At 62.2% G+C, this 20,694-nt stretch carries 19 protein-coding genes; 12 read left to right on the forward strand and 7 right to left on the reverse strand.

Annotated features, from left to right (window positions below; all coding sequences use genetic code 11):
• Positions 1-6: 6 nt before the first annotated feature.
• Positions 7-1,461 (forward strand): protein adenylyltransferase SelO, encoded by a 1,455-nt coding sequence (locus tag HKD28_RS03435; RefSeq protein WP_194266885.1) that lies wholly within the window; start codon positions 7-9, stop codon positions 1,459-1,461.
• A gap of 18 nt (positions 1,462-1,479) precedes the next feature.
• On the opposite strand, the gene HKD28_RS03440 is transcribed toward HKD28_RS03435, so the two are convergent.
• Positions 1,480-1,686 carry a hypothetical protein gene (locus HKD28_RS03440; protein ID WP_099285674.1) on the reverse strand — a complete coding sequence of 69 codons (207 nt, stop codon included), beginning with the start codon at positions 1,684-1,686 and terminating at the stop codon, positions 1,480-1,482.
• 222 nt (positions 1,687-1,908) lie between these two features.
• Here HKD28_RS03440 and HKD28_RS03445 point away from each other — a divergent pair, with 222 nt between their 5' ends.
• From HKD28_RS03445 to mdoH, 7 genes are all read left to right on the forward strand, one after another.
• Entirely contained in the window at positions 1,909-3,174 is a 1,266-nt protein-coding gene (locus HKD28_RS03445) for an adenosylmethionine--8-amino-7-oxononanoate transaminase (protein WP_194266886.1), read from the forward strand.
• A complete protein-coding gene (locus HKD28_RS03450; protein WP_194266887.1) occupies positions 3,171-4,349 on the forward strand; it encodes an aminotransferase class I/II-fold pyridoxal phosphate-dependent enzyme in 1,179 nt (392 codons plus the stop codon). Before HKD28_RS03445 ends, HKD28_RS03450 begins: the two co-directional genes overlap by 4 nt.
• Entirely contained in the window at positions 4,346-4,972 is a 627-nt protein-coding gene (locus tag HKD28_RS03455; protein ID WP_194266888.1) for an alpha/beta hydrolase family protein, read from the forward strand. Before HKD28_RS03450 ends, HKD28_RS03455 begins: the two co-directional genes overlap by 4 nt.
• Positions 4,959-5,747 carry a methyltransferase domain-containing protein gene (locus HKD28_RS03460; protein WP_194266889.1) on the forward strand — a complete coding sequence of 263 codons (789 nt, stop codon included), beginning with the start codon at positions 4,959-4,961 and terminating at the stop codon, positions 5,745-5,747. The genes HKD28_RS03455 and HKD28_RS03460 overlap by 14 nt, the downstream gene beginning before the upstream one ends.
• Positions 5,748-5,749: 2 nt before the next feature.
• A complete protein-coding gene (bioD, locus tag HKD28_RS03465; protein ID WP_194266891.1) occupies positions 5,750-6,400 on the forward strand; it encodes a dethiobiotin synthase in 651 nt (216 codons plus the stop codon).
• A 162-nt stretch (positions 6,401-6,562) separates the two neighbouring features.
• Positions 6,563-8,128 carry a glucan biosynthesis protein gene (locus HKD28_RS03470; protein WP_194266893.1) on the forward strand — a complete coding sequence of 522 codons (1,566 nt, stop codon included), beginning with the start codon at positions 6,563-6,565 and terminating at the stop codon, positions 8,126-8,128.
• Positions 8,104-10,290 carry a glucans biosynthesis glucosyltransferase MdoH gene (gene mdoH, locus HKD28_RS03475; RefSeq protein WP_194266896.1) on the forward strand — a complete coding sequence of 729 codons (2,187 nt, stop codon included), beginning with the start codon at positions 8,104-8,106 and terminating at the stop codon, positions 10,288-10,290. Before HKD28_RS03470 ends, mdoH begins: the two co-directional genes overlap by 25 nt.
• Positions 10,291-10,375: 85 nt before the next feature.
• On the opposite strand, the gene HKD28_RS03480 is transcribed toward mdoH, so the two are convergent.
• Positions 10,376-10,867 (reverse strand): DUF2501 domain-containing protein, encoded by a 492-nt coding sequence (locus tag HKD28_RS03480; protein WP_194266898.1) that lies wholly within the window; start codon positions 10,865-10,867, stop codon positions 10,376-10,378.
• A 196-nt stretch (positions 10,868-11,063) separates the two neighbouring features.
• On the opposite strand from HKD28_RS03480, the gene HKD28_RS03485 reads away from it, so the two are divergent.
• On the forward strand, positions 11,064-13,175 hold the full coding sequence (locus HKD28_RS03485; protein ID WP_194266901.1) for a S9 family peptidase: 2,112 nt from the start codon (positions 11,064-11,066) through the stop codon (positions 13,173-13,175).
• A gap of 107 nt (positions 13,176-13,282) precedes the next feature.
• Here HKD28_RS03485 and HKD28_RS03490 read toward each other — a convergent pair whose 3' ends face one another.
• The 4 genes from HKD28_RS03490 to HKD28_RS03505 form a co-directional block, all read right to left on the reverse strand.
• A complete protein-coding gene (locus tag HKD28_RS03490) occupies positions 13,283-14,233 on the reverse strand; it encodes an efflux RND transporter periplasmic adaptor subunit (RefSeq protein WP_062027419.1) in 951 nt (316 codons plus the stop codon).
• Positions 14,234-14,272: 39 nt separating this feature from the next.
• Entirely contained in the window at positions 14,273-14,473 is a 201-nt protein-coding gene (locus HKD28_RS03495; RefSeq protein WP_062027417.1) for a DUF1656 domain-containing protein, read from the reverse strand.
• Positions 14,467-16,476: an FUSC family protein gene (locus tag HKD28_RS03500; RefSeq protein WP_194266903.1), complete on the reverse strand. Its 2,010-nt coding sequence runs from the start codon at positions 16,474-16,476 to the stop codon at positions 14,467-14,469. Before HKD28_RS03500 ends, HKD28_RS03495 begins: the two co-directional genes overlap by 7 nt.
• 167 nt (positions 16,477-16,643) lie before the next feature.
• Positions 16,644-17,081, reverse strand: coding sequence for a hypothetical protein (locus HKD28_RS03505; protein ID WP_194266906.1), 438 nt, complete (start codon positions 17,079-17,081; stop codon positions 16,644-16,646).
• A 218-nt stretch (positions 17,082-17,299) separates the two neighbouring features.
• Between HKD28_RS03505 and ykgO the strand changes: the two genes are divergently transcribed.
• The 3 genes from ykgO to HKD28_RS03520 all read left to right on the forward strand — a co-directional run bounded on the left by ykgO (position 17,300) and on the right by HKD28_RS03520 (position 18,432).
• The gene (gene ykgO, locus HKD28_RS03510; protein WP_007281615.1) at positions 17,300-17,425 is read left to right on the forward strand and encodes a type B 50S ribosomal protein L36; all 126 of its coding nucleotides are present in this window, start codon (positions 17,300-17,302) and stop codon (positions 17,423-17,425) included.
• A gap of 17 nt (positions 17,426-17,442) precedes the next feature.
• Positions 17,443-18,096 (forward strand): tetratricopeptide repeat protein, encoded by a 654-nt coding sequence (locus tag HKD28_RS03515; protein WP_235993281.1) that lies wholly within the window; start codon positions 17,443-17,445, stop codon positions 18,094-18,096.
• Between the two features lie 93 nt (positions 18,097-18,189).
• On the forward strand, positions 18,190-18,432 hold the full coding sequence (locus HKD28_RS03520) for a hypothetical protein (protein ID WP_194266908.1): 243 nt from the start codon (positions 18,190-18,192) through the stop codon (positions 18,430-18,432).
• 11 nt (positions 18,433-18,443) lie between these two features.
• Here the strand turns inward: HKD28_RS03520 and HKD28_RS03525 are convergent, their stop codons facing one another.
• On the reverse strand, positions 18,444-20,684 hold the full coding sequence (locus HKD28_RS03525; RefSeq protein WP_194266911.1) for a primosomal protein N': 2,241 nt from the start codon (positions 20,682-20,684) through the stop codon (positions 18,444-18,446).
• Positions 20,685-20,694 lie beyond the last annotated feature (10 nt).

Consider the following 20,694-nt stretch of genomic DNA (forward strand, 5'->3'; position numbering starts at 1 on the left):
TCTCCGATGCAGCTTTCCCGCATCTATGCGTCCCTGCCCGAGCAGTTTTCCGCCCCCCTCACCCCGACGCCGCTCCGCAATCCGCAGATCGTGGCATTGAACGAGCCTCTGGCGCGGGAACTGGGGCTGGACCCGGACTGGCTCCGCAGCCCGGCGGGACTGGCATTTCTGAGTCAGGGAAGCCGACCGGATGGCACATCTCCAGTGGCAATGGCCTATGCGGGGCATCAGTTCGGGCATTTCGTTCCAAGCCTTGGCGACGGCCGGGCGATGCTGGTCGGAGAAGTCACGGATCGGGTGCGACGGCTTCGGGACATCCATCTCAAAGGCTCCGGGCCGACGCCGTTTTCACGACGCGGGGACGGACGGGCGGCTCTGGGGCCGGTTCTGCGGGAATATGTGGTGAGCGAGGCTATGCACGCGCTCGGCATTCCGACCACGCGCGCATTGGCCGCCCTGACAACGGGCGAGAGCGTGATGCGCGAGACGATGCAGCCCGGCGGCGTCATTGTGCGGATTGCGTCCAGCCATGTGCGGGTCGGGACGTTCCAGTATTTCGCGGCGCAGGGCGACACACAGAGCGTCCGCATTCTCGCGGATCACGTCATCGGGCGTCTGTACCCGGAGTTATCGGACACCGAAAACCCCTATCTGGCGCTGCTTGAAGCCGTCACGGCACGTCAGGCAGAACTGGTGGCGCGCTGGATGCTGGTCGGGTTCATTCATGGCGTCATGAACACGGACAACATGTCCATTGCGGGCGAAACCATTGATTTCGGCCCCTGTGCTTTCCTTGATGCCTATGATCCGGCAAAGGTTTTCAGCTTCATTGATCAGAACGGCCGCTATGCCTACGGGAACCAGCCCGACATGGCTCTGTGGAATCTCGGCCGACTGGCGGAAACCCTCCTGCCGCTCTTGGACTCCAACCATGAACGGGCGGTTGAACAGGCCAAAAGCGCGCTGATGCGCTTTGATGGCGTCTTCAACGAGGCCTATCTCGGTGGCTGGCGCAGAAAGCTGGGGCTGGCTCTGGAAGAAGACGGAGATGCCCGACTGGCGGGGCGTCTTCTGACAGCCATGCATCGCGGAGAGGCGGATTTCACGCTCACATTCCGCAGGCTTGGGGACGCTGTTCAGAGCGGACGGACTGAGGACGTCGTGTCGCTGTTCGGGCCGGGGTCGAAGATTGAAGACTGGATCGGGGACTGGAAGGCGCGGCTGGATCGGGAAGAGCGCTCCGCAGAGGCCTGTCATACCGACATGCAGGCCACGAATCCGCGCATCATTCCGCGCAATCACCGGATCGAGGAAATGATCCGTTCAGCCGTAGCAGGCGATTATACGCCGTTCCATCGTCTGACCGAGGCGCTGTCGCGTACGTTTGAAGGTGGAACTGACGGGTTCGAAGCCCCGCCGACTGCTCATGAACAGGTAAAAAACACCTTCTGCGGCACCTGATGCGCCGCAAAAACAGGATCAGGCTGGCTGCGGCGTCAGCATACGGCTGCGGTTGAACAGGCTTTTGACCTGGGCATAAAGCGCGCCAAAGTCGGACATGCAGGCATTGTGCAACGCGCGCACACTCTCATGCGTCGCATAGAACCGCAGGGTATTCAGGCTTCCCGTCATGATGGCTGTCCCCAGAAAGACGCCATCGACATGAATGACCTTGGAACTCAGCATTGGTCTTCAACCTCGTCAGAGCTCCCACACCGGGAGCACAGAATGTTTCCACGTTCTTTTAGGAACGCGTCACTAACGGGGCTCATGCCACATCGTTGCCTGACAAAACGTGACCCTTTTATGATACGGCGTCCCGCCTGCGGAACGATCCCGCCTTTCTCTATGACGTCACAGGAGACAGGGGGATGGACTCACCCCAAACCATGCGGGAAAACGCAAACCATGCCTCGCACCCCTCATATCGCCGCTGACTTCCCCCATCTGTGGCTGCCCTACACGCAGATGCAGACAGCCCCTTTCCCTGTGAAAGCCGTCCGCACATCCGGCAGCCGGATCACCCTCGCGGACGGTCGCGAACTTGTGGACGGCGTGGCGGCGTGGTGGACGGCCTGTCACGGCTACAGCCACCCACATATTCACGAAGCATTGGTCCGTCAGGCCACGCAGATGCCGCATGTGATGTTCGGCGGGATGGTGCATGAACCGGCGATCCGTCTGGCTGCACGGCTGGCGGAGATACTGCCGGGGGATCTGGAGCGCGTGTTCTTCACCGATTCCGGGTCGGTCGCGATGGAAGTCGCGATCAAGATGGCCGTGCAGTACCACATCAACCGCGGAACCACAGGCCGGACGAAAATCCTGTCCTTCCGCGGCGGCTATCACGGGGACACGCTGGGCATGATGTCCATCTGCGATCCCGAGGAAGGCATGCACAGCCTGTTCGCAGGCGTGTTGCCCGAGCAGGTTCTGGCCGATCTGCCTGTGGATGCGGACAGTCTGGCGCGGCTTGAAGCCCTGCTGACGGAACGCGGCGGCAGCATCGCAGCGATGGTCACGGAGCCTCTTGTTCAGGGCGCGGGCGGGATGCTGTTCCATGACCCGGAAGTCCTGCGCCGTCTACGCGACCTGTGCGACCGGCATGGAATCCTGCTGATCCTCGACGAAATCTTCACCGGCTTCGGCCGTACGGGAACAATGTTCGCCTGCGAAAAGGCCGGGATCGTGCCGGATATCGTGGCGCTCTCCAAAGCCCTGACAGGCGGCACCATGGCGCTGGCCGCTACCGTGGCCCAGCGCGGCGTTTTCGAGGCGTTTCTGTCCGACAGCGCCGGGCACGCCCTGATGCACGGGCCGACTTTCATGGCCAATCCACTGGCCTGCGCGGTCGCCAACGCCTCGCTGGACCTGTTCGAGTCCGAGCCGCGCCTGGAGCAGGTCGCAGCGATCTCGGCCCAGCTCGCGCGGGAACTGGAGCCCTGCCGCGCGCTGCCAGGCGTCAAGGACGTGCGCGTTCTCGGCGCCATCGGCGTCGTGGAACTTGAGACACTGGACAATCCGGACGCGCTGCGTCGCGCCTTTGTGGAGCGCGGCGTCTGGATCCGGCCCTTCCGCAACATCGTCTATCTGACGCCCGCCTTCACCATCACTCCCGACGAACTCACGCGCCTGACGACAGCCATCGCGGACGTGTTGCGGGAGGGCGCATGAGCCTGTTCGACTGCCATTTCACGGCCACCCTGAGCGAGCGCGAAACCGCCGGAACGCGCCGGACCCTACGTCCGGTAGTCCGGCAGGGCGGCATGATCGTTCGCGACGGACGGCGGATGCTGGATGTGTCGTCCAACGACTATCTGGGGCTGGCGGATCACCCGCTACTGCGCGAACGCGCTGCCGACTGGGCACTGCGTTTCGGCACCGGGGCGCGGGCCTCGCGACTGGTCAGCGGAACGCTGGACCTGCACCGGCAGGTCGAGACGAAAATGGCAGCGTTCAAAGGCTGTGAGGACGCGATCCTGTTCGCCTCGGGCTGGCAGGCCAACGCATCCGTCATGCCTGCTTTGTGCGCCCTGTCCGTCGCGCGGACGGGCGTACCGATGCTGGTGTTTTCGGATCGTCTGAACCATGCCAGCCTGCATCACGGCTGCGCGGCGGCAGGTATACGACAGATCCGCTTCCGGCATAACGACCTGTCCCATCTGGAAAGCCTGCTGAACCGCGAGGCCGAAAAACCCGGCCTGCGGATGATCGTGACGGAGAGCGTATTCTCCATGGACGGAGACCGGGCGGACGTTCCGGCGCTGCGCGCGCTGGCGGACGGGGCGGGCGCGTTCCTTTATATAGACGAGGCCCATGCGACCGGCGTTCTGGGTCCGAAAGGGCGCGGCCTGTCCTGTGGGATGGCCGATCTGACGATGGGCACCTGCAGCAAGGCGCTGGGCGGGATGGGTGCCTATGTCGCGGGCTCTAAAGCGCTTTGCGACTATCTGGCGAACCATGCATCAGGCTTCATCTACAGCACAGCGCTCCCCCCTGCGGTTCTGGGCGCGATCGATGCGGCACTGGATGTCACACCCGGTCTGGACGCAGAACGCGCCCGGCTGCTCGGACAGGCGGAACGGCTTCGGGTCATGCTGCATGGCGCGGGGCTGGCTACGGCGGACTCCACGACCCAGATCGTGCCCGTGCTGATCGGGGAGTCCGAACGCGCAATGACGGTGGCTGCCCGACTTGAGGACGCCGGGTTCCTGACCGTGGCCATTCGCCCGCCGACGGTCCCCGCAGGAACCGCAAGGCTGCGGCTGGCACTCCATGCCGGGCTGGACGATGCTGCGATCGACCGCCTCGGGCAGGCCGTCATCGCTTTGACAAGAGATGTTGCATGACACGCGCGCTCTATCTCGTGCATGGCTGGGGCTTTGATGCGTCCTTCTGGGAGCCGCTGCTGGGGCATCTGCCGGATGTGAACGCGCAGGTCGTGGATTGCGGGTATTTCGGCTCCGAACATCGTCCTGCGCTGCCCGACACGCGTTATCTGGCGATCGGGCATTCCGCCGGATCGCTGGCGTTGCTAGGGCAGGATCTGCCGGGATGTGACGGGCTGGTATTTTTCAACGGCTTCCCGCGCTTTACTGCCGCACTGGACTTCCCGAACGGCACACCCGAACGGGTTCTGACGCGGATGCGCGCACGCCTGAAACGCGATCCAGCCGCCGTACTGCACGATTTCCGCGCTCTTTGTGGAACGGAAGCGCCCCTGCCCCATACGCCGAATGTAGACGCACTAGATCACGGGCTTGAGGCGCTTCAGCAGCAGGACCATCGGGCGCAGGCAGCCGACTGGGGAAAGAGGCTGCACTGGATGACGGGCACGGACGATCCGTTCGGGGCCGCACAGGTCGGGTTTGCATCACCGGGAGAACGGGTCGCGGGCGGGCATCTCCTGCCCCTCACTCACCCCGGACTCTGCGCGGACTTCGTGCGACGGAGGCTCGATGACGCAGGCTGACGATATCCTGCGCCGCAACAGCATCGCCGCACGCTTCGACGCAGCCGAGAGCTATGACGCCGCCGCCCATATCCAGCGCCGCTGCGTCACGGCACTGATGGAGCGCATCCGGCAAGAAATGGCGGAGCAGACACCCGCCTCCATTCTGGAATTCGGCTGTGGAACGGGCTTCCTGACGACCCAGCTTGCTGGACATTTTCCGCAGGCCAGCCTGCTGGCGAGCGATCTGGCCCCCGGCATGATCGCACGGGCCAAGCAGCACTTTGCCGAAAAAACCATCGGCTTTCACGTCATGGACGCCGAACATCCGGACATATCCGGGCCGTTCGACCTGATCGCCTCCAGCCTATGTCTGCAATGGTTTTCCAACAGGACCGAGGGATTACGCAGGCTTTGCGACCTCCTCGCGCCACAGGGGCGGCTGATGGTCGCGACCCTCCTGCAAGGCAGTCTGGACGAGTGGAAACAGGCCTGTCTGGTGGAAGGCGCGCCCTGCGGCGTGCCGGATTATCCGTCCGTCCCGACCGTGGAAGCGGAATGGCCCAGCAGCGGTGCCGGATCGTGGGAGGTGCTGACGCTACATGATCCTGTCAGCAGCGCGCGGGAGTTCCTGCGCGGTCTGAGGCAGATCGGGGCGTCCCTGCCCCGTCAGGACAGCCCCCCCGCCAGCAGCGCGGCCCTGCGCCGGGCCATGCGACATTTTGACCGCACAAGTTCCGACGTGACCTATCAGATCGGTATCGGGATGTTTGTGAAATCCGGAGAAGGACCATAATTATGAGCTCTCAACGCGGCGTCTTCGTCACGGGAACGGATACCGGCATCGGCAAGACTCTCGTCAGCGCCATTCTGTGCCGTGCCTGGCACGCCACCTACTGGAAGCCGCTTCAGACCGGCCTCGCGGACGAGGACGGCGACACGCCGACCGTGCGCGATCTGGCCGGTCTGGACCCGTCCCGCATCATTCCCCCGGCTTATGCGTTTCAGGCCCCGCTCGCGCCACTCGCGGCAGGGGATCTGGAAAACGTGACGGTCAATCCGGGGCGGCTCGTCCTGCCACAGGTGCCGGAGACACTTGTCGTAGAAGGCGCGGGCGGACTGATGGTGCCGGTGCGTGAGGACATGATGATCGTGGACCTGATCGAGCGTCTGAACCTGCCCGTCGTTCTGGTCACGCGCAGCGGACTGGGGACGATCAACCACACGCTTCTGAGCCTTGAGGCTTTGCGACGACGCGGTGTTCCGGTTCTGGGCGTGGTTCCGGTCGGACCGCCCAATCCCGGAAATGAACGCGACATTGCACACTTCGGAAAAACGCATATCCTGTTCAGGGTTCCGCAGTTTGACGCGATAACGAAAATGGTCGTCTCTGAATTATCGGGTCACGTTCCGTCACTTGATGTCTTGCAGCAACAGATTTCACAATAATGTGTCATCTTGGACGCATGCCATAAAAAGGCCGCGTCAACCCTTGTGAAATAACGTCCTCGTCATAGAAGGGCTCTTCGCAACGCAAGGCTTCCGGCGTATCGCTGGAACATCGGGCTTCGTTGCGGAGATGCCGACAGAAACAGGGATATTGGGAAAAGTATGAGTATCCTGCGCCGTGATCTGGTCAAGCTTGGGGCCGGACTGACCCTTCTAGGAACAGCCTCCCGTATGGCCCATGCCCAGTCCACTGCTCCTCTGGCTGCCACCAAGCCCGTTACACCCCCTGCACCGCAGGCGACCCCGTTTGACGATGGCACAGTTCGGCTGGTAGCGCAGCGCCTGTCGAAAAAGGCTTATTCCCCCCCGTCCCAGACGCTTCCCAGTGCCATTGCGAACATGGATTTCGACCAGTTCCGCAGCATTGCCTTCAATCCTGATAAAGCCCTGTGGCACGGCCAGAATCTGGCGTTCGACGTGGAGTTCTTCCCACGCGGCTTTCTGTACAAGCCGCGGATCGGCATGAACGAAGTCACGGGCGGACAGTCCACCCCCATTCCCTACGACCCCGACGCCTTCACCTATGCCAACCCCGTTCTGCGCGTCACGGACGATCTCGGCTATTCCGGCCTGCGTCTGCGCTATGCCATCAATACGGCAGGCATGATGGAAGAATGTGCTGTCTTCCTTGGCGCATCCTATTTCCGGGCCGTGGCCAAGGGTCAGAATTACGGTCTGTCGGCCCGCGCTTTCGCAAACGGCACCGGCAACCCCAAAGGCGAAGAATTCGCGTTATTCCGGGAGTTCTGGATCGAAAAACCGGAACCGGGCGTGGAGTCCATCGTCATTCACGCGCTGCTCGACAGCCCGTCCCTGACCGGTGCGTTCCGCTTCACCATCCGTCCGGGCGATACCACGGTCTTTGACGTCCAGTCTTCACTGTTCCCGCGTCAGGACATTACGGAATCCGGCATCGCTCCCCTGACGGGCATGTTCTATTTCGATGCGAACGCCCGCAATCACGTCGATGACTGGCGCCCCGCCGCGCATGACAGCGAGGCCCTCCAGATCTGGACGGGCGCTGGACAGCAGCTCTATCGCCCCCTCACCAACCCGACCGACCTCCAGTTCTCGGCCTTCGCAGACAGCAGCCCGCATGGTTTCGGTCTGATGCAGCGCAAGCGCTCGTTCCATGATTACGAGGATCTGGCGCTCAACTATCAGAAGCGCCCGTCTCTCTGGATCGAACCGATCGGCAACTGGGGCGACGGCGCCGTCGATCTGGTGGAGATCCCGACCCCCAACGAGGTGAACGACAACATCGTCTCGTTCTGGCGTCCCAAACAGCCCATGAAGGGCGGTCAGGAATACAGCTACATCTACAGAATGTACTGGGGCTGGGACACGCCGTGGCCGACCCAGATGGCGCGCGTTGCCGCAACGCGGATCGGAAGCGTGACCGATCATCCGGACGCCCGTTTCTTCGCGATCGACTTCACAGGCGCGCCCTTCCAGAACGTGCCGCCGGGTACGAATTTCCATCTGATCACACAGGCCAGCCCCGGCACGATCCGTAATGTCGTCGTGGAACCGAACCCGGAAATCCAGGGCTGGCGCGCGACCTTTGAATTCGTGCCGGGCGATGCGAAGAGCTGCGAACTTCAGGCCCAGCTCGCCAATGATCAAGGTCCGGTTTCAGAAAAATGGATGTATCGTTGGACGCCGTGACCGAATTGTCTTCTCACGCCACTCCGGAAGCCGCCCCCTTCCTGCCGCCTGAAGCGCCGCTGGCAATGAAGCCGCAGAACCTTCAACAGCAGCCGGACCGTCATGGCCGGCCCTTCGATCCGCTGCCGACGACGCCTTCGTTCCTCTGGGCACGCCGTCTGTTCGTCTTCGGTGGCGCGATGCTGCTGACGGGCTATGGCATTTACAGGATCAATCAGGTTTTCAACTCACTGGGCGTCTCGGCGCTCGGTGTCATCATCCTGATCCTGTTCGCCATTCTCGCCTTCTGGATCGCCCTGTCCTTCATGTCCTGCCTCGGCGGCTTCGTGTCGCTGATCCGGCGGGGCGGTCTTGGGCTTGGCATTCACCGCACAGGGCCGCTGCCGGAACTGAAAAACCGCACCGCCGTCCTGATGCCGACCTATAACGAGGACCCGACGCGCGTTCTCGCGGGTCTGCGCGCCATTCATGACAGCATTCTGGCGACGGGACAGATCGACGCCTTCGATTTCTTCATCCTGTCCGACACGACCAATCCGGACGTCTGGGTGCAGGAAGAGCGCGCCTTCCTTGAGTTCCGCAAAGCCACGAACGGCGAAAAGCGCGTCTTCTATCGCCGCCGCCACAAGAATACGGACCGCAAAGCGGGCAATCTGGGCGACTGGGTGACGCGGTTCGGCGCCTCCTACCAGCAGATGCTCACCCTCGATGCAGACAGCGTGATGGATGGCAGCCTGATCGTCCGGATCACGGCGGCCATGGAACAGCATGAGGGCGTGGGACTGATCCAGACGCTTCCGGTCATCGTCGGTGGTCGTACGCTTTTTGCCCGGATGCAGCAGTTTGCAGGCCGTGTTTACGGGCCACTGATCGCGCATGGCATTGCGTGGTGGCACGGCTCGGAAGGCAATTACTGGGGTCATAACGCCATCATCCGCACACAGGCCTTCGCCGAACAGGCCGGTCTGCCGCATCTGAAGGGCCGCCCGCCCTTCGGAGGGCACATTCTGAGCCATGACTTCGTGGAAGCCGCCCTCATGCGCCGTGGCGGCTGGGCCATTCACATGGTGCCGGGACTGTTCGGCTCCTATGAAGAAAGCCCGCCATCGCTGACGGACGTCGCCATCCGGGACCGCCGCTGGTGTCAGGGCAATCTGCAGCACAGCAAGATCCTCGGTACGAAAGGCATGCACTGGGTCAGCCGCGTTCATATGCTGACGGGCATCGGGTCCTACATCATGTCCCCGCTCTGGCTGCTGTTCCTGCTGTTCGGCATCCTGATTTCGCTCCAGTCTCATTTCTACCATCCCGAATATTTCGGCTCGACCCCGACGCTCTATCCGCACTGGCCGCGCGTTGATCCCGTACAGGCCAAGCTCGTCTTCATTGGGACCATGGGCATTCTGCTCGCACCGAAAGCTCTGGCCTTCATTGCCATGATGTTCGATCGCGCGGCCCTGAAGGGTTCTGGCGGCGTTTTCCGGCTTGCGGTGTCTATCGTGCTCGAAACCCTGATCGGCGGCCTGATTGCGCCGATTGCCATGCTGATCCAGACGTCCGGCGTTATTTCGATCCTTCTAGGCCGGGATTCTGGATGGAACGCGCAGAACCGCGATGATGGCCGGGTTTCGCTGAAGGACGTGGCGCATGGCTACTGGATCTACACCGTGTTCGGCCTGCTTCTGGCCGTGGCGGCATGGTCGGTCTCACAGGCGCTGTTCCTATGGATGACGCCGGTGCTGCTCGGACTGGTGCTCGCCATCCCGCTGGCCGCACTGACGGCGAGCCGCGATGTCGGGCTGGGGCTGCGTCGGGCCGGGCTTCTGCTGATCGAGGAGGAAACCGCTCCTCCGCCGATCCTCCAGCTTGCCGCCGCAAATGATGCTGCGCGTGAACGCGCTGCCCATGCCCCCGATGCGCCGCCGGAAGAAGCCTTTGCCGCCCTCCGCCAGAACGCGGCCCTTCTCAACGCCCATGAAGGCGCGCTGCCCCCGGCCCGCAGCCCCGGCAGTCCGATCGACGCGCATCTTCTGGTCGGCCTGCTCAAACTACGGGAGGCTCCGTCGCTCCAGATCGCGCTGGAACGCCTCTCCCGTCAGGAAAAGGCCGCAGTTCTGGGAAGCGCCGAAGGTCTGGCTCTCATGGAAAAGCTCGCGGCCTGAAGAACTACAGGACGTCACGACACAAAAAACGCCCCGGCCATCATAGCCGGGGCGTTTTTCATTGCAGACCTGTAAGCCGGAGCAATTATTTGAAAGACTGGGCCTTCTTAACAAGGTCGTTACACGTCGTGACGCGCTTGTCCTTGGAGAGGGTGCCGATATCGAAGACGTTTCCGTCCGTCATCTGAAGCAGACCCTTACCGCCCAGCGAGTAGAACTCGTCACTGTGGACATCCGGGCGCTTGGCGATTTTGCGGGCCGCCACGATCGGCGATGTTCCGAGCACCAGCTTGTGATGCGTACAGTAATAAGTCAGACCGGCAATATTGCCAGCCTGCGCGCCCTCGATGGACGGGAGGCCATCAGCACCCAGAACGCCCGGTGACGCAGCACTCAGAACATTCTTGCCACCTGCGACAGCCTGAACATGAGCGCCGGGCAGTCGGGCCTGCGTTCCGGCGGGGATGGTTACCACAGGGCTGCTCTGCGGAACCTGCGGGACGGTCTGGGCGACGGCAGCACCGGAAATGCTCAGGCCAGCAGCGGCAAGAACAGCAAAATACTTGCTTGAAATCATGATACTCTTCTTTCCACATCACAGGATGTTCTGTTTGCACCCCAAAAGGAGAAACAGAATTCATCCGGTCTGGAGCATCTTTGAGAACGCTCCGTTGCCCTGAATAACACTTGAGAGCAGTTACAGTTTCTTGGGAGGCTTCTTTTCCAGTCAAAGTCCGATTGAATGCCGGGCGTTTCTGCGTCACAGTTTGGTCATGTCACAGCGCCCCGATGCCCCCTCCGCCGCACCCGTTCCTCCCGTTACCCGTCGTGAGCCACTGAGCACCACGCAGCTTGGCCGCACGCGCACGGATTCCTATGCCTGGATGAAGGACGAGAACTGGCAGCAGGTCCTGCGGGACCCGTCCGTTCTGCGCGACGATATCGCCACGCATCTGAAGGAGGAAAACGCCTATGCGGAGGCCGTTCTGGCCGGGATGGAGCCACTGCGCGAAACGCTGCTTCAGGAAATGATCGGCCGTATTCCGCCTGCGGAATCCTCGGTCCCGGTTCCCGACGGCCCATGGGAATATTCCGTGCGCTTCGAAGACGGTGCCCAGCATCCACTGCGGGTGCGTTGCCCACGCGGGGGCGGAGCGGAGCAGGTTCTGCTCGATGCCGATGCGCTGGCCAAACAGCATGACTATTATGCGCTCTCACAGACGGACCACTCGCCCGATCACCGCTATTTCGTCTACGCGGAAGACATTCAGGGCTCCGAGGTCTATCGTATTCAGGTCGCGGATCTGGAAACAGAAACGCTCTGCGCCGAACCCGTCCCCAGCACGACGGGCAGCTTCGCCATTTCACCGGACAGCCAGTGGCTGTTCTGGATCTATCGCGACGATAATGGCCGCCCTTCGAAGATCTATCGCCGCCCGCTGACGGGGGGCGAGGATGTTCTGGTGTTCGACGAAACCGATCCGGGCTTCTTCCTGAGCATCGGCGTCAGCGCGTCGCGCAAATGGATCGTCATCGAGCGCGGTGACCACGATACGAACGAAACGCTGCTCATTCCGGCTTCCGATCCGACAGCCCTGCCTGTTGTGGCGGCCCCCTTGGTGCGGGGTGAGCGCTATTCCCTGACGCACTGGAATGACCGCTTCATCATCCTGACCAATGCCGGTGGCGCCGTGGACTTCCAGTTCATGCAGACGCCAGACACGGCCACAGGGCGCGAGAACTGGACGCCCTTCGTGCCGTACCGCGAGGGCCACTATCTGCTGGGCGCCAATGCCTCGCGCGGGCATCTCGCCTGGGCCGAGCGGCGGGACGGAAATATCCATATTCTCGTGGTCCCCGAAGGCACGCAGGGCGATGTCCGGGCGCAGGCGAAAGCCATCGGAATGGACGAAGCCGCCTATGACCTGACGATGCTGGGCACGCTGGAATATGACGTGCCGGTCCTGCGCTACATCTACCAGTCCCCCACCAATCCCGCGCACTGGTACGATTACGACATGGCCAGCGGCGCGCGCACCCTCCGCAAGATCCGCGAGGTTCCGTCCGGCCATGATGCGAGCCGCTACGAAACGCGTCGCCTGTTCGCAACATCGCCCGACGGAGCGCAGGTTCCGATTACGGTCCTGATGCGCAAAGGTCAGGCTCTGGACGGCTCCGCACCGCTGCTTCTGTATGGCTACGGCTCCTACGGCATCGCCATGGACGCGGATTTTTCCACAACCGTGTTCAGTCTGGTGGACAGGGGCTGGATTCACGCCATCGCCCATGTCCGCGGCGGCTCCGAAAAAGGCTGGAACTGGTTTCTGGACGGCCGCGGGACAAAGAAGCCCAACACCTTCATCGACTTCATCGCCTGCGCCCGACATCTCGTCTCGGAAGGCTACGGCTCAGCCGGACGCATCGTCGCGCAGGGCGGCTCGGCCGGTGGTCTGCTGATGGGAGCGATCACGAACATGGCGCCCAAGCTGTTCGCGGGCATTGCCGCGCAGGTGCCGTTCGTGGACATGCTCAACACCATGTCCGACGTCTCCCTGCCGCTGACACCGCCGGAATGGCCGGAATGGGGCAACCCGCTGGAAGACCCGGACGCGTATGACCTGATCGCCAGCTACTCGCCCTATGACAACATCACCGCCAAAACCTATCCGCCGGTTCTGGCAATGGGAGGCCTGTCCGACCCGCGCGTAACGTACTGGGAACCTGCGAAATGGATTGCCAAACTGCGAGAAGTCACGTCCGGCGGCCCGTTCCTGTGCCGTATCAACATGGAAGCCGGACATGGCGGTTCGTCAGGCCGTTTCAAACGTCTGGAAGAAGTCGCCCTCGTTCAGGCCTTCGCCATCTGGGCCATCGACCGGGCCTGAAAAGACCCTACGAATAAAAGTTTTTGGGTTCCGCCTTTTTACAAAAAGGCGGAGAACGCCGAAGCTTTTTGTAAAAAGCTTTACCAAAAACTTTTATCCCAAAATCCTTATCGATGCCCGAACAGATGCCGGATGTCGTCGCCGAAATGCTGAAAGGCGGCGTGGGTGGAGCGGTGGCGGCGGTTGCCTTCTTCTGACACCACGGTCACAGTCGCCGTCATACCTGCGGCCAGCGTCAGGTCATCCGGGATCTTGTCGATCTTCACGCGCACTGGAATACGCTGCGCCAGCCGCACCCAAGTATAGACCGGGTCCACTTCCGGCAAACCCTGCTTGTTCACCTGCGCGTTATTGCTGGCAATACCGCGCGTGATGCTTTCGACATGCCCGAACAGCGGATCGTGATACCCCATCAGATCCATGCGAACGAGATCGCCCTCATCAAGATCATGGACCTTGGTTTCTTCGAAATAACCGTCCACCCAGTAGGAACTGGTGTCGATGATGTGGATGTTGACCACACCGGCGGTGGCGAAATCGCCGGGTCGCATGATGAGGTTGGTCACAATGCCGTCGATGGAACTGCGGACCTGCGTTCGCTCAAGATTGATTTCGGCCTGATGCTCCGCGGCTTCGGCTGCGGCGTACTGGGCCTGCATCTGCTGCGAAAGCGCTTCGTACTGCCGTTTTTCTTCGACTGAAACGGCGGTTCCGGGGATGGCCTTGCGCCACTGGGACTGCACGAGGCGAAATTCCAGATCAGCTTTGCGCTCGGCCACATGGGCCTTGGCCGTCTCCAGCGCCACCTTGAAATCGAACGGGTCGATGACGTAGAGCACCTCACCCTTGTGGACGAACTGGTTGTCCTTCACCAGAACCTCGATGATCTGTCCCGAAACGCGCGGCGCGATATTGGCGACCTGCGCACGCACCTGTCCGTTCCGCGTCCAGGGCGAGGCGGTGTAGTAATCCCACAGAATGACGACCACGAGCGCCGCCACTGCAAGAATGCAGAGCGTGATGGTCAGGCGGATCAGGCGATGGGCACTGGAAAGCACGGGACGGTCACCTTGGGTTCGGTTCGAAACAGGAAAAGGTCAGAGGATCAGGGTGTAAAGGCCGATCAGACAGATCAGGATGCCGAACTGGGCCAGAGGCGGATCCCAGACGAAACGCCACAGATCGAACCAGGCCAGAATCCAGCGCAGAACGGCCAGTGTCAGCAGGGCCAGCGCCAGATTGATGACGAAAGCCGACACCAGCACGCCATCAAGGTCAACGACCTGTGTCGTCACCATCGCTTGCGTCCTATTCCATAATGATGCACGGCCGAGCGGTTCAGACGCACCATGGTCCGCACCGATTCCAGACCGCCGATACAGTTGATGATCATGGACTGCTCCTCGCGGATGCCGTCTGAAAGCCGCTCGTAAAACATGGCCTGAAGCTCGGGGATTTCAGCTTCCAGAAGACCGAGCCTGTCATGCGCCAGCAGACGCCGCACATGGCGGACCATGGGTTTGAGGCCGGGAAGATGCCCGGCTTGATCCAGATAATTCCGGACGCGGGCAATGGTGCTGGAAAAATCCTCCAACGCGACGAAACGGTTGAAAACCCGACGGGAACGCAGCCCCGGATCGTGCAGCCGGTCCGTCCACATCAGGAACTGGCTGAGGCGTTCGTATTTCCGGCTCAGAAGCGGCGGCCCCATCCGCTCGCCGTGCCCGGCAAGCTGCAGTTCCAGATCATGGGCGATGGAGACCGCCAACCGGAATCGGTGCCGTCGCGCGGTCGGTGGCCAGAGCAACACCAGCAATACGAAAGAAAGCACGGCCGCCAGCGCATAGAACGTGTTGCGCGTGATGAAGGCCAGCGGATCGTAGTTGTGATGGTTGCCGAGCGCGATGAACACCAGAAAGAACACGCCATAATTAAAGCCAATGGCGCTGGTTTTCGGGTTCATCAGCAGCAGACAGGAAATCACGGTCTGCGGCAGCAGCACCAGCGCAAGGCTCAGCATGCTGCCCACATGCGGCAGGATCATGAAATCCAGCCCCGCCGCCACGAGAATACCTGCGGGCATCCCGATAATAGCGCCCTTGCCGAACTCCGCCGTGTCGATCGCGGTGGAGGCCAGCGTCAGGACCAGCGCCGTCTGGGACAGGGAGGTCACGGAGGCCGGAATGCTGGAGGCCAGACACAGAGCGGCCGCAACGCTAAAGCCCAGCAGCACGCGCATGGCGTTGATGAAGGCCGTCACGTAATCCGGATTGCTCGCAAGATGCGCCAGCTTAAGCGCATCGCCCGCCGGTGTGGCGCGCAGAAGCGTGTTCATGCCGGTGCGGATATGCAGACGGTTGCTGAGAAGCGTCGAACACCGCTCCAGAAACCATGCTTCGCGGGCGGAGGGCACGAAATCCGGGTCTTCCGCACGGATTTTATCCAGAATCGTATCCATCGTCTCAAGACGGGTCGTGCCGTCCTCGGAGCGCTCGTGCCAGGCCCGAACGTGACGGATCAGCAGGTCGGAAATGCCGCCGGTCTCCAGCAGCCATGCAATCGCACGGCTCGTGGTCAGAACCGTGAGCATGCCAATAATGCCCAGCCGCGCGCCCGCCATCCGCAAACGCCCGCGCTCGACTTCCGTTCTGGCGTAGGAAATCTGGGTCATGAGCGCGAGGATTTCGCCGCTCAACCCGATCATTTCCTCAGGCGTGGCAATCGGATCGCCCATAATGGCGGACTTGCCGGTCTGTCTCACGCGATGCGACAGCGTCTCCATGGCTTTCGAAAGCCTGCGCCAGGCTTCGGGGGACCCGGAGAGAATGTTCACAACCGCAATAGACGCAACGCCGATGGCGATATCAGACGCGCGGGCGATGCTGACGGGATAGATGTTCTGCGGATCATCCATCGTCGGGAGCGCCACCAGTGCGACGGTATACCCCGCCAGCAGCGCGCCGTAGGAGCGGAAATCACGCTCAAGCGACCCCACGAACGCGCAGGCCGCAATCCACAGGGCCGCGCCGCCGAGAAACAGGGCGCGCTCCTGATTGAACATCGCGACGAGAATGATGGAAACGCCGACACCAAGCACAGTCCCGGCCAGACGGTAAAACGCCTTGGACAGCGCCTGTCCCCGCAGAGGCTGCGCGAGGATCATGACCGTCACGCCCGCACTGGCGGGTGAATCAAGCTGGGACCAGAAGGCCGTTCCCAGCGCCAGCACAAGTGCAGACCATGTTCTGAGACTGAACTGGACCCATCCGGGGCGGAAGACTGACTGTAGTGCAGCGGTCAAGAGCGGTACTCCCCACCCGACACAGACTTCATCAGAAACAGTCCCACGGCCCTCATTACCAGAATCAGACTTCCGACCTTAAGAGCAGCGGGCCGGAAAAGTTAGTCCTCGAATCTTCTGGACATGTTTTGACAGACGGCACGGATCTCTCTGCCAGAGCGCGCCAGTCAGTCTTCTTCGGCAGGCAGGGCGTTGCAGGCCGCTGTCAGCTTGGGGTCCGGATGATCGGTGGCCTTGCGGCAGTAGGTCCGTGCATCGGCACCACACATATTCGTGACATCCTCCATTTCAGAGGACAAGACATCGCGCGCAACGCCAATATCCTGATTGTGTTCGGGGTCGATGCCCTCTTCCTTGCCCAGAGCCGTCTGGGCCTGATGCATTTCCTTGAGCGCGTTGATACAGGAGTCGCCCGCGGCATCCGGATTGGTCTGAAGCACCCGGAGGATCTTGTTGATGGCGAAACCCTGCTGGTTGATCGTCGGATCGTCGTCGTTGGTCTTGGCTTCTCCGTCATCCGCTCTTGCGGCCACGGGCGCGGCAAGGGCGACGGCGAGAGGAAGAAGAGCCAGCAGCAGGGCGGGGCGGGAATGGCGCTTGATCATGAAACTGACGTTAGGAGAAAATCCCGGCCGGACAAAGACCCTGAACGACGACGCTGTTGCAGGTTGTTGCAAATCGGCAGCATCAAGGAATTCCGCCACACGGATGGCTTGTCAGCTTGACTCTACAGGGCGGGATGGGTAATCGGGGCCATTCTTTCGCGGGCGTTTTGGCCCGCTGTCCGGTCCGCAAGGGCCTTACCCGTCGAGAGCCTGCAACCATGAAGATCCGCAACAGCCTGAAGTCCGCCAAGGTCCGCGACAAGGACTGCCGCGTTGTCCGCCGCCGCGGCCGCGTTTACATCATCAACAAGAAGAACCCGCGCATGAAGGCTCGCCAGGGCTGAACCCCTTGGTCTGCCGGATGACGGACAAACGGCGCTGGCTGATGGCTGGCGCCGTTCTGCTTTGTAGCCCGGCCCTGACTTTTCTGCCAGTTCAGGCCGCACCCGCCGCAAATCCTGCCGCGCCCGGCCCCGCAGTCTCTCCGACTGCCAAACCGCCCGCCTCCGCGCCCCGCCCACCGCGCAAAACGCTTCATGACCGCCTCATGGACGCGGAAAAAGCGCTCGCCATGGCCGGGAACGAAAAACAGGCTGGCGAGATTTCCGAACGTGCCGAAGGCCTCCGCAGCCGCGCCCTGACCGGCAGCGTGCAGATGCTCATTACCGATTCGCACGATGCGCTGGAAAAACATGATTTCCAGCAGGCTCAGGACGACCTGACCGCCGCCATCACCATCCAGCCCGACCAGCCCATCCTCTACCGTCAGCGTGCGGCCATCCGGCTGGCGGCGGGCGACAATAATGGCGCAATCACCGATCTGGGCGTCACCCTTCAGGCCGATCCCGGCGATCCCACGGCATGGGGGATGCTCGCGGAAGCCGAACATGACCGGCACGAACCCGAAGCCGCCCTGCGCGCCTTCCACCAGATGCTGCTTCTGAACCCGAAATCGCCCGATTCCGACACGCAGCTTAAAACACTGGAAAAGGCCCGCGACGGTCAGCAGGACTGACGCCTCCGCGCCCTTCTCTTCCACGAGTTGCTCTGGCAACCCCTTGTAATGTGATGTGTTGATCCCCTGATTCCATTTTTCAGGAGATCCCGTATGACCAAGCCATCCCCCGCCGCCGAAACCGCCATCGCAGACGTCAGCTCCAAGAAAAGCTGCTGCTCCAAAATGAAGACCTGCTGTCAGAAGGCTACGCGCGCCCGTGAAATCGGCCTTGCTGGCATGACGGCCATGGCGACGTTCGGACCTAAGCGTTTCCGCCCGTATTTTCAGCAGATCCTGGCTGTCATCGCAGTCGTGACCGCCACGGTCGAGTTCTTCCGCAAGCGTAAGGGCTGATTTTTCCAGCCCTAAAGGAAGGAAATGGGGTCGATATCGATATCGACCTTTGCTCCGCCCGTGGGTTTGATATCTCCCAGCCACTGACGCAGGATCGGCTGTACGGCAATGCCCCGCATCGTCCGTAGCAGCAGTCTGCGCCGGTGTCGTCCACGCAAGACGGCGAGCGGGGCGGGAGCAGGTCCCAGAACCTGCACTCCTTCCCGCTCCGGCGCGGAGAGCGCAATCTCCCGCGCCAATGCGTCCGCCGCGTCCGCACTGGGCGCGCTCACGATCAGCGCCGCAAGTCGTCCGTAAGGCGGCCAAAAAGACGGGCGCCTCTGCTCCGCTTCCTGTTCCATGAAGGTCTGGAAATCGTTAGAGACCAGCGCCGTCATGACCGGATGCTCGCCCACATAGCTCTGAAGCAGCACGCGCCCGCGATGCTCCGCACGGCCCGCACGGCCCGCCACCTGATGCAGAAGCTGCACCGTCCGCTCCGCCGCGCGCAGATCCCCGCCGCCCAAACCAAGATCGGCATCCACGACGCCCACGAGTGTCAGTTTCGGGAAATGCCAGCCCTTGGCCACGATCTGCGTGCCAATGATGAGATTAACCTCTCCGTCCGAAATTTTCCGCACCGCCTCCGCCGTGGCGGCCGGGGAGCCGAGCGTATCGGACGACATCACCAGCAGTTTTGCTTCCGGGAACCGTAGTTTTGCTTCTTCCGTAATGCGCTCGATTCCCGGCCCGATGGGCACGAGCGAATTCTCGGCGTGACATTCCGGGCAGTCTTTGGGAATCCGCTCGTTATGCCCGCAGTGATGACAGGTCAGAATACCCCGCGCCCGATGTTCCACCAGCCAGGCCGAACAGTTCGGACACTGCATCCGATGCCCGCACGCCCGACACAGCGTCAACGGCGCATAGCCGCGCCGGTTGAGGAACAGCATGGCCTGCTCCCCTTTTTCCAGCGTCTCGTCGATGGCGGTGCAGATTTTGGGCGACAGAAACAGGCCCCGCTCCGGTGGATCGGATCGCATATCCACCAGTGAAACATCCGGCAGGGTCGCCCCACCATGCCGTGCGGTCAGGAGTTCATGCCGATAGCGCCCGCTCTCCACATTCGCGAGCGTTTCAAGCGATGGCGTGGCGGAGACAAGAATGGCGGGTGCATCCGCCAGACGGGCGCGCACGACCGCCATATCCCGCCCATGATACATGACGCCTTCTTCCTGTTTGAAGGCGCTTTCATGCTCCTCGTCCACAACAACGAGGCCCAGATCAGCAAACGGCAGGAACAGAGCCGATCGCGCGCCCACCACAACGCGGGCGCTGCCTTCCGCCACGGCGCGCCAGGTCTCGCGCCGACGCTTGGCTCCGAGATCGGAATGCCAGACAGCAGGTTCTGCCCCGAAACGCCGGATGAACCGGTCCGTCCACTGGGCGGAGAGCGCGATTTCCGGCAGCAGAACCAGAACCTGCTTTCCCTTGGCCAAACAGGCGGCCACGGCCTCGAAATAGACCTCCGTCTTGCCCGATCCGGTCACACCTTCCAGCAGCGTAACCTGAAACCGCCCGGCCTCGACGGGGCTGCACAATTCCTGCGCGACCTCGGCCTGTTCTACGGAAAGCTTCGGCGCGCCATGCGCCGGGTCCGGCAGACCGAACGGAGCGGCCGGAGCAATGACGGCCTCCCGCAGCAAACCGGCCGTAGCGAGACCGCGAATGACGGCCGCACTCGCCCCGCTGCGATCCCCCAGTTCGGCAGTGCTCATGGGTGTGGACGACGCAAAATTCAGCACGGACCGGCGCGCGGGCGTAATGCGCAGATCGCCTTCCGGCGCTTCCGTCCGCACCCAGCCCAGAGTGGGTTTGGGTGCATCTTTCAGATGAATGCGCGTCGCCATCGCCAGAACCAGCCCCGGCGGCGTGAGCGTATAGGCCGCCATCCAGTCGATAAAACGGCGCAGGCTTTGCGGGAGCGGGCGCACATCCAGCTTCCCGACAACGGGACGCAGACGTTCGAGCGGGAGTTCACGCCCGACCGGCAACGCGAAATCGGCAGGCAGCGTGCGGTCAGTTTCCCACACGCAGCCCACGGTTTCGCGTCGGCCCAGCGGGACCGTCACGAGATCTCCCGGCTCAAGCGGCATGGGGGCCAGATAGTCGAGCGGCCCCGGAAACGGCAGCGGCACGAGCACCGAAACGCGCGTTCCGGTGGAAGGTGGCTTTCGCCGGGGATCAGGCTTGGATAGGCTGCTGGATGCCATGACCGTGTCT

This window comes from Gluconobacter cadivus (assembly GCF_015244745.1).
Lineage (GTDB): Bacteria > Pseudomonadota > Alphaproteobacteria > Acetobacterales > Acetobacteraceae > Gluconobacter > Gluconobacter cadivus.